Annotated in this window: 8 protein-coding genes, 1 tRNA gene and 1 pseudogene; 6 read left to right on the top strand and 4 right to left on the bottom strand. The window is 69.0% G+C overall.

All coding sequences use genetic code 11. The features are described from left to right. The coding region (locus E1293_RS40270; RefSeq protein WP_207939384.1) for a TrbL/VirB6 family protein at window positions 1–928 on the bottom strand (928 nt) is incomplete at its 3' end. Between E1293_RS40270 and E1293_RS40265 the strand changes: the two genes are divergently transcribed. Next, on the top strand, window positions 912–1,316 hold the full coding sequence (locus E1293_RS40265) for a hypothetical protein (protein ID WP_132204288.1): 405 nt from the start codon (window positions 912–914) through the stop codon (window positions 1,314–1,316). The genes E1293_RS40270 and E1293_RS40265 overlap by 17 nt on opposite strands. On the opposite strand, the gene E1293_RS48950 is transcribed toward E1293_RS40265, so the two are convergent. Together E1293_RS48950 and E1293_RS40255 are read right to left on the bottom strand one after the other, a co-directional pair. Continuing rightward, complete coding sequence (locus tag E1293_RS48950) at window positions 1,294–1,587, bottom strand: pilin (protein ID WP_243717291.1); 294 nt, start codon at window positions 1,585–1,587, stop codon at window positions 1,294–1,296. The genes E1293_RS40265 and E1293_RS48950 overlap by 23 nt on opposite strands. A gap of 59 nt (window positions 1,588–1,646) precedes the next feature. Then, window positions 1,647–2,645 (bottom strand): sigma-70 RNA polymerase sigma factor region 4 domain-containing protein, encoded by a 999-nt coding sequence (locus E1293_RS40255; protein ID WP_132204284.1) that lies wholly within the window; start codon window positions 2,643–2,645, stop codon window positions 1,647–1,649. Window positions 2,646–3,287: 642 nt separating this feature from the next. Here E1293_RS40255 and E1293_RS40250 point away from each other — a divergent pair. From E1293_RS40250 to E1293_RS50855, 4 genes and pseudogenes are all read left to right on the top strand, one after another. Continuing rightward, window positions 3,288–4,334 carry a DNA methyltransferase gene (locus E1293_RS40250; RefSeq protein ID WP_132204282.1) on the top strand — a complete coding sequence of 349 codons (1,047 nt, stop codon included), beginning with the start codon at window positions 3,288–3,290 and terminating at the stop codon, window positions 4,332–4,334. Next, a complete protein-coding gene (locus E1293_RS40245) occupies window positions 4,331–5,368 on the top strand; it encodes a DNA-methyltransferase (RefSeq protein WP_243717289.1) in 1,038 nt (345 codons plus the stop codon). The genes E1293_RS40250 and E1293_RS40245 overlap by 4 nt, the downstream gene beginning before the upstream one ends. Before the next feature lie 953 nt (window positions 5,369–6,321). Next, the gene (locus E1293_RS40240; protein WP_132204280.1) at window positions 6,322–6,816 is read left to right on the top strand and encodes a recombinase family protein; all 495 of its coding nucleotides are present in this window, start codon (window positions 6,322–6,324) and stop codon (window positions 6,814–6,816) included. Beyond that, window positions 6,816–7,904, top strand: a pseudogene (locus E1293_RS50855) (recombinase family protein); the annotation flags it as partial. The gene E1293_RS40240 and the pseudogene E1293_RS50855, both read left to right, overlap by 1 nt. A gap of 556 nt (window positions 7,905–8,460) precedes the next feature. Here E1293_RS50855 and E1293_RS40230 read toward each other — a convergent pair. Continuing rightward, window positions 8,461–8,546 (bottom strand) — tRNA-Leu (locus E1293_RS40230). A 108-nt stretch (window positions 8,547–8,654) separates the two neighbouring features. Between E1293_RS40230 and E1293_RS40225 the strand changes: the two genes are divergently transcribed. Continuing rightward, a partial coding sequence (locus E1293_RS40225; protein WP_132204278.1) for a M20/M25/M40 family metallo-hydrolase occupies window positions 8,655–9,033 on the top strand: 379 nt, incomplete at its 3' end.

Raw genomic sequence — 9,033 nt, 5'->3', positions numbered from 1 at the left:
GTATTTGACCTGGTTGGGGCGGCCGGAGTGAAGGCTGCGCTGTACCGGTGCCGCTGCGACCGGCCTTGAGTTTGGCGAAGGCGCCGCGGAAGATCAGCAGCATCGCGATCGTCTTGGCCGCCCGTGCCAGCGGGCTGCGCGACAGGCCGCCCTGCCACACCTGCCGGGAGATCCAGGACGGGATCCGCACCAAGATGTACAGCAGGCACACGGTGATCCACAGATCGAGCTGGTCGGCGGGGGTGTGCAACCCGAACCAGGTGACCATGTCGGTGGTGAACACCACCCGCATCGCGGTGATGAACACCAGCGCTTGCGCTACCTGGATCGCCAGCACCCCGGCCAAGGCCCGCCACCACAACTTGGCCAGCGCCTCGGTCTGCGGCAGCGCATGGCACATCAACGCCAGCGGCGCGGCGGCGATCAGCAAGATCGTGAGCATGACCCGGATCACGAAGATGAAGGTCAGGATCAGCCCGAGCAGCACTGCCCAGATGACCACCAGCACGATGAAGATCCCTACGTCGCCCGGGTTGACGGCATGCACGATGACCTTCTTGAGCTGCCCGGCGGCCACTTCGGGATCGACGCCTTGGCCCAGCAGAGCCGCCGACAGGCCGTTAGCCAGCTCGATCGCGTGGCCGACCAGCAAAAGGCTGATGTTGGACAGGACCACCGCCACGACGATCCGAGGCGCAATGTCCTTGACCGTGTAGGAGGTCTGCAGGGTCTGGTGCCCCATCAAGATCAGCCCACCGGCCAGGACGAACAGCACGAAGACCGCATTGGCGATCACCATCGACCCGTTCCACAGGCCCGACACCCGCGGCATCTGGTCCAGCCGAGGCGTGGACAGCAGCGACTGGCCCAACATGTCGAAGACCGGGTTGATCGCCGAGGTCACCAGGCTCTTGAACCAGCCGTTCACCGCGTTCTCGACTCGGCACGTCACGTCGAACCAGCCGCACCCGCCCGTATCGGTGTTCGACGGGCCCGGACTCGCCGGCGGTGAGGTTGACGGACCCGGGGCCGAGGAGGTGGCTGACGGCGACGGCGAGTTCGGTGTCGTCGTCGGCGAGCCAGTCGGAGCGGGCGCCGGTGCGGTGGGCGCCGGGGTCGGGCTGGGCGAAGCCGGTGGCTGCGGGCTCGGGCTGGCAGCCGCCATCACCGGCCCCGCAGCCGGTTCTGCCTCCGCGCGCGGCGGTGAACCTGCCACGGCAACCGCAGCCATCGCGGCGGCGAAGCCGGCGAGCACGATCTTGCTCCAGGTGCGTGAATGGGTAGGCATCCGGCTCACCCGCCCACGAAGCCTTTGAGAATGGCGACCAGCACCGGTGCCAGGATCGCGACGCCGTAGCCGATCGCTGCGTACTTCAGGGTGTCCTTGGCCTTGCCCACCTCGCCGGGGTCACCCCCGGCGAGCAGGTAGCGGATCCCACCGACCGTCAAGAACAAGGTGGCCAGCGACACCAGCAGTCCGACCAGCCACCTGGTGATGTTGTTGATCACCTCGTTCAGGTCCTTCGGCGGGTCCGCCAGCACCTGCGCCTCGGCGGCCCCGGCAGCAGCGATCACGATGATCGCCACGTTGGTGGGCAGCGCAGCAAGTGGGACGGCGACCCTGCATATGGTGCGGACTAGGCGGCTCATGGCGTCCCACCTGTGTCCTCCTCCGGCCTGCGGCGCCGCCGCCCTCCGCGGTGGCGCCGACGCCGAGCTGTGCTGGGCTCACGTGGCGCCGGGGACGCAGGCGCGGTCGGGGGCTGGCGTGCGGGGTCGCAGAAGGCTCCTCCTTCCGTGCGAGGGTGGTGCGAGTCGGATGTGCCGTCCGATTCGGTGGATCGGCCCCGCACGCCAGCCGGCTCACGGCCGGGCCCGCCGGCAGGCCCGGACTCGGGCTCCGGCGGTGCGGGAGCCCGAGCACTGGTCTCCCTCGCAGGGACAAGACCGGATTTCGGAACCGGATTGGACAGCCTGTGCTCCACATCTCCCGCAGCGATCGCGGCGACCAAGCGGCGCTCCCCGCGCTGGCGGGCCTTGTAGGCCGCCTGCACCCCGACCCCGAGCTCGGCGGCGGCCTGCTTGAGGGTGAGATCTTCCAGCCGGCTACGGCCGATCAACTCGGCCGCCAGCGGCGACAGCACACCTTTGGCGACCGCGTCGGCCAGCAGCAGGTCCGGGTGACCCCACGGCTGCGGCGGCGGCGCCGACTCCAGCGTCGGCAGCGGCATCGGCGGGATGCCCTGGCGGGTGTAGCGGGCCAGCAGCCCGGCACGGTAGGCGGCCCACCGCAGCCGGGTGACGATGCCCGGCCGACCGGTATCGACCCGGTGCAGCGCGGCCACGAACCCGGCCAGGATCGCGGCGTGCAGGTCGGCGACGTCACCGCGGTAACCCTCGGCCAGATCACCGGCCATCCTCCACAACGCCGGCAAGGCCAAGCCCACCGCCCCGATCACCCACGCCGGCGTGCCGGTGTGCGCCTCCTCCACGACATGCCGCCAGGCCGCATCCCGGGCGGGGCGGCCCGTGGCCGGGTGCAGCAGGATCGCCCGCACCTCGTTCAGGGGGATCGCGCGGCGCGGCAGCCCGTACCCGACAACACTTCCGTCTAGTGACAGCGGCGCCGGGCCGGTGGTCAGCATCACGAACGCCTGCGCGGCCGTTTCCAGAGAGGTGTGGGAGGTCGAACGCCGCGGCTCGCGACGCCCGTGCTGTCGGCGCGGCCGGTCCTCAGCCCCCCACTTGCCGATACCGGGCTCGTGGACGCCGGGCCGGCGCTGAGGCGACCCGTGGGGCCGGTGCCTGGTGGTGGATGAACGGCGTTCGCCAGTAGCTCCCATCGCTGGGCTCCCTTCGAATCCTCGGTTCGGAAAAGATCCGTGAGCCCCCATGAAGCCACTCGGCTTAGGCATTTCTTAGGCACGTGCGCCCATCTGGGCGCCTACCGATTGCCTGTCGAAAAAATGCCTAAGCAGGCACGCACCTAAGAGCGCGCCTAAGATCCTTCTCGCGCCGAACCCTGACGCGCCTACGACGCCTGTACACCGATCCCATCCAAGGTGGGGGGTGCGGGAGCTGCATACCTGGGGTGCTGAACAGGTGTGCCTAAGGGGGTGCCCTGGGCACAGCGGTGACTGCGAACCGGCGCCAGAATGGTTGCCCATATCCGTGCCTAAGTCGTGCCGATGGCATGCCTAAGCGGGCGCCTAAGAAACGCCTACGCGGCCGTGTTTGCTGTGCAGAGTGCCGTCCGACAAACGGGTGGAAACGCAGAAGCACTCGTGATGCCTCACAACCCCGATCACCCCGAAGACGCCCGTCGCCGTCGCCCCGACAACCACGGCCAGCGCAAGCCCGAACCTCCCGCCGCAAGCGAGCCGGTTCCACTGTCGGTATGGGCCTGCGCGCAACGCCCGGCCGCCTCCCAGCGCCGCGGCCGCTACCTGCCCGGTTCGACCGCGCACCCGGCCAAGATGCTGCCCGCCGCGGCCGCCACCGCCATCCTCGCCTACACCCAGCCCGGCGACCTCGTGCTGGACCCGATGTGCGGCATCGGCACCACCCTCGTCGAAGCCATCCACCTCGGACGCACCGCGGTCGGGATCGAGCTGGAACCACGCTGGGCCACCCTGGCACGCGCCAACCTCGACCACGCCGCCGAGCACGGGGCGCCCGGCAGCGGCGCGGTCATCACCGGCGACGCCCGCCACGCCCACGCCCTGGTCACCGACCCGCACCTGGCCGGGCGGGTGGCGCTGCTGCTCACCTCACCCCCCTACGGCGACAGCACCCACGGGCAAATCCGCTCCACCCGCGACTCCGGCGAGCCCGGCGTGCACAAATCCGACTTCAGCTACGGCAACACCCCCGGCAACCTCGTCCGCGGCGGCCACCAGCGGCTCCTCACCGGCTTCACCGACATCCTGACCGGCTGCCTACCTCTGCTGCGGCCGGGCGGCATCGTGGCCATCACCACCCGACCGTTCCGCCGCCACGGCCATCTGATCGACTTCCCCGGCCAAATCTGGGCCGCCGCCCAAGACGCCGGCCTGGAACCGGTCCAGCGCCTGGTCGCCCTGCTGTGCGGCATCAAAGACGAACGACTGGTCACCCGGGCGTCGTTCTTCGCCGCACACGAAACCCGCAAAGCCCGCGCCGCCGGACTACCCCTACACGTCACCGCCCACGAGGACGTCCTCGTGCTACGCAAACCACCAACCCGCTCAAGTTCAGAACGGCTGAAGCAGCCTCAGCCGGAACCCCAGGCTCCGGTGGGCTTCACGCCACCGGTAACCGGGCGCCTTCACGACGATTCCGAGGAGCGTTCATGAGGCCGCCGGAGAAGCCGGTGAGCACGGGCGCCGGCATGACTCGGGACGTCGACGGCGTGCGTCTGCTGACCGGCGACGCGTACCAGGTGCTGGCCACGCTGCCCGATGACTGCGTCGACTGCGTGGTCACCTCCCCGCCGTACTGGGGTACCCGGGACTACGGCGTCCCCGGCCAGTACGGCCGCGAGGCCGCCCTGACCGACTACCTCGCCCACCTGCGGGCGGTATTCGTCCAGGTGCGCCGGGTCCTCAAACCGTCCGGCACCGTCTGGCTCAATCTCGGCGACAGCTACAGCACCCAGCCCAGCGGACCACCCGGCCGAAGCTCACAGCTCGGCCACGTCGTCAGCGAACAAGCCACCGCCGCGCGCTCCGCCCCGGTACCGCACAAGAACCTGCTCGGCATCCCCTGGCGCCTTGCCCTGGCCCTTCAAGACGACGGCTGGATCCTGCGTTCGGACATCATCTGGCACAAGCCCAACGGCATGCCCGAATCGGTCCGCGACCGACCCGCCCGCAAACACGAGTACCTGTTCCTGCTCACCAAAAGTCCCCGCTACTACTTCGACCTCGACGCCATCCGCACCCCCTACACCGGCCCCCGAGCTCCCTCTCGCCGGGCTCGCCCCCACGGAGGTAAGAGGCCGAACAGCATCACCACCACCTGGCCCAACCGCAAACACACCCACCCCGGCGCCATCGCCCGCGGGCACGTCCCCCAAACCATCAACCAGCGCGGCGGACGCCACAACACCATCCACCCCAAGGGCGCCAACCCCGGCACCGTGTGGTCGATCGCGACCCGGCCCACCCGCCACCACCACTACGCCGCCTTCCCCATCGACCTCCCCCTACGCGCTATCGCCGCCGGCTGCCCACCTGGCGGTGTCGTCCTCGACCCATTCAGCGGAGCAGGCACGACCATCCTGGCCGCCCACAACCTGGGCCGCGAAGCGATCGGGATCGACATCCAGCCCGCCTACCACGACCTTGCCCGCGAACGCCTACAGGCCATGCAGGGCCCGGCCACATGATCATCCTGCGCAACCCCCACAGCCCTGAGAGCAGGAGCAGAGACCAACTCGGGGACGAGCGCGCCGCACGGCCGGATTCACACCCAGGCGCCGATAGGAAGCATTGGCCGTCGAACGCATCCCGCCACGCGGAGAGCCTGGACGATCAACACCCGATGGAACGCCGACACCGAAAGCTGAGAGTCGGCGCATGCAGAACCGGCACACGTCCTGGGCAATACCGACCCCGCCGAACGGGCCGCATGCCGCCGCCGGCCTCAACCATTCGGGCCCCGTCCGGCAGCGAGTATTGCACCATCGCCCGCGGCGCCCGGGAAACGTCCGCATGGCATCCGACGCTGGGATGTGCAGCGGGCTCGCTGTGTCGACCCCGCGCCCAGGCGGATTCCTTGACCACGGCCGACCAGGCATGCGTCGATCGCCCTCCCGGGGCGGCCCCGGCGAGGGGGACGCGAGGGGGGTCTCCTTCCGGTGCCGTCCCGGGGCCCTGCCGTGGTGTGGTCAGTCGCGGGAGACCCGCAATGAGCGCCTCCGGCGATATCACCGGCCTGAGCCTGCCTGCGACAGGGAGCACTTCATATCTCGGTGCCGTACATCCCGGCCGGCCGATGCAGCTCGCCCTTGCGTTTCCGAATGAAGGCGGGCGGTCATGGTGGGGCCACCGGCACCCATGCGTCCTGCAGCAACTTCGCAGGTATGACCGGTGCCGCTGGAGCGCCTGCTGGATGTGGGGCGAGCAGTGACCGGCGACGGCCGGAGGCTGCGCGTGGTCGTGCCGGGTGAGCCGCCCCGGCTCACTACCGGCGCTGCCCGCGCACTGCTACGCATCCTGCTCCAAGCTGACGCCCGCCAAACCCAGGTCGACACCACCCACCGGGAGGCTGCCAGTGACAGACCGACCGACCCCGTCACTCCACCGAGCCGATCCCGCGCAGGCGAGTAGCAGGCCGCCGATGACGGGTGATACCCACAGCACTCCAGTGCGGGCGAACCGTCCGAGCCTGATGCGGTTCGCGTTCTACGGGCGTGTTGCCATCAAAAGCATCAGTGGTGCGGAGACGGCACGGGCGCGTCAGCTGCGCATCGCCCGGGACGTGGTCCAGCCCCATGCAAGTCAGATCGTCGCCGAGCACTTCGATGTCGACTCATCCAGGTCGACGCCCTGGCTGCAACGCCCCCAGGCACAGGCACTGCTGGCCGCTGCGAAGAACACGCCCGCACCGTTCGACGCCGTGATCATCGCCCACCCGGGCCTGGCCATGGCAGGCGCAGACCACCAGAGCCTGCAGAAAACCTTCGCCCGGTGCAGCGTGCAGTTGTGGGTGGCGCAACTCGGCGGGCCGGTCAACCCCGACAGCGACGTCCACCGACTGTTGCTGGACATCTTCGCCGGGCCGATCGGTTACTGCCGCGATCGTGGTCATTCGCTGGACGGTGGGAACGAGTGATGGCCGTTCGCTTTGCCTTCTATGGCCGGGTGTCCACCGAGGACAACCAGGACCCGGAGGCCTCGCGGGCGTGGCAGCTCAGCCGCGCCCGCGCGTTGATCGGTCCAAGAGACGGCCGGATCGTGATGGAGTTCTTCGACGTCGACCGGTCACGTTCGATCCCTTGGCCCCGCCGTCCGCAGGCCGCCGCGTTGATCGAGGAGCTCAAGGACCCGTCCCGAGGCTTTGATGCCGTGGTGATCGGGGAGCCGCACCGGGCCTTCTACGGCAACCAGTACAGCCTGACCTTCCCGCTGTTCGAGCACTTCGGTGTCCCGTTGTGGGTACCGGAAGTAGGCGGGGCGATCGATCCCGCCAACGAGGCCCACGACATGATCATGGGCGTGTTCGGGGGACTGTCCAAAGGCGAACGCAACCGGATCAAGCTCCGGGTACGTGCGGCGATGGGCGCCATCACCGCGACCGAAGGCCGTTACCTAGGTGGCCGGCCACCTTACGGGTACGAGTTGGTGGATGCGGGGCCACACCCCAACCCGGCCAAAGCCGCAGACGGTAAGCGCCTCAAACGGCTGGAGCCTCACCCGGCCCACGCACTGGTCGTGAAGTGGATCTTCGCGCAGTTCATCAATGGGCGCGGCATCTTCGACATCGCCGAGGACCTCACCCGGCAAGGCGTGCCATCCCCGTCGGCCAGCGACCCGGCACGCAACCGCCACCGCTGCCAGATCGCCTGGTCCAAATCGGCCGTGCGCGTCGTCATCACCAACCCTCGCTACACCGGCCGCCAGGTGTGGAACAAACAACGCAAGGACGAAGTCCTGCTGGACATCGACGACGTCGCCCTCGGCCACACCACCAAGATGCGCTGGAACGACCGCGACGCCTGGATCTGGTCCGAACACCAAGTACACCAGCCGCTGGTCACGGTGGAGGACTTCGAACGCGCCCGGCAGATCCTCGCCTCGCGCGGTCACGGACGCGCCACCCACAAGCCACACCACACCCGCACCCGCCGCCCGTACGTCTTTCGCGGCGTGCTGTTCTGCGGCTACTGCGGACGCCGCATGCAAGGCAACTGGAACAACGACCAGGCCTATTACCGGTGCCGGTTTCCCCAGGAGTACGCCTTGGCCAACAAGATCGACCACCCCAAGGTGGTGTATCTGCGGGAGGCCGAGATCCTCAAGCCCCTCGATGAGTGGCTGCTGACCGCGTTCGCGCCCGGCCGGATCGAATCGACCATCAAGGCATTGGCCGCCCAAGCGCTCGACCCCCTGCAGTCTGCCAAGGCCGACATCACCAAGAAATTGGCCGCCTGCGACCGCAGGCTCGACCAGTACCGGGCCGCACTCGAAGCCGGCGCCGACCCGGCCGAGGTCACCAAGTGGATCAACCAAGTCCAGAACGAACGCGCACGCTACGAGAGTGACCTCCGGGCAACCCCAAGCGCCCAGGGTCTCAACCCTCAGGACATCGCCGACCTGCTCAGACGCCTAGGAGATCTGGCCCAGGTTGCCGCCACCGCCGACCCCGACGACAAGGCCGAGATCTACAGGGGACTCGGCTTGAAGATGACCTACTATCCCCAGAAACGACTCGTGGAGGCCCAGGTAATCCCAGACCCCCACATGTGCAAATGGTTTGTGTCCGAGGGGGGACTTGAACCCCCATGCCCCGTAAAGGGCACTAGCACCTCAAGCTAGCGCGTCTGCCTATTCCGCCACCCGGACCGGTCGCAGGCCGCAGCGCGGCTGCGGCGGGCTTCACCATACCAAAGGTGGCGAGTCGCGGCGAAGTCGAGCGGCGGGGCACCATGGGACGGAACGCGAGGACACGAGGTGATCATTGTGACCCACCAGCCGACCGGCGAGGACGAGGTCGTACGGCTCTGCCAGGAGCTGATCCGGATCGACACCAGCAACCCGGGCGATCATTCGGGGCCGGGGGAGCGGGCGGCGGCGGAGTATGTCGCGGAGAGGCTCGGCGAGGTCGGGCTGGAGTCGCGGATCTTCGAGTCGCATCCGGGGCGGGCCAGTCTCGTCGCGCGGATCGAGGGGGAGGACCCGGGGCGGGACGCGCTGCTGCTGCACGGGCACCTCGACGTGGTGCCGGCGCAGGCCGCGGACTGGACGCGGGATCCGTTCGGCGGGGAGGTCGCAGACGGGTGCGTCTGGGGGCGCGGGGCCGTGGACATGAAGGACATGGACGCGATGATCC

Source organism: Actinomadura darangshiensis (genome assembly GCF_004349235.1).
Lineage (GTDB): Bacteria > Actinomycetota > Actinomycetes > Streptosporangiales > Streptosporangiaceae > Spirillospora > Spirillospora darangshiensis.
This window is presented reverse-complemented; position numbering and strand designations above follow the sequence as displayed.

Excerpts from the sequence above, each read along its gene's own strand:
- E1293_RS40255 (WP_132204284.1), bottom strand. The coding sequence starts at position 2,645 with ATGCTGACCACCGGCCCGGCGCCGCTGTCACTAGACGGAAGTGTTGTC.
- E1293_RS40250 (WP_132204282.1), top strand. The coding sequence starts at position 3,288 with ATGCCTCACAACCCCGATCACCCCGAAGACGCCCGTCGCCGTCGCCCC.
- E1293_RS40245 (WP_243717289.1), top strand. The coding sequence starts at position 4,331 with ATGAGGCCGCCGGAGAAGCCGGTGAGCACGGGCGCCGGCATGACTCGG.
- E1293_RS40240 (WP_132204280.1), top strand. The coding sequence starts at position 6,322 with ATGACGGGTGATACCCACAGCACTCCAGTGCGGGCGAACCGTCCGAGC.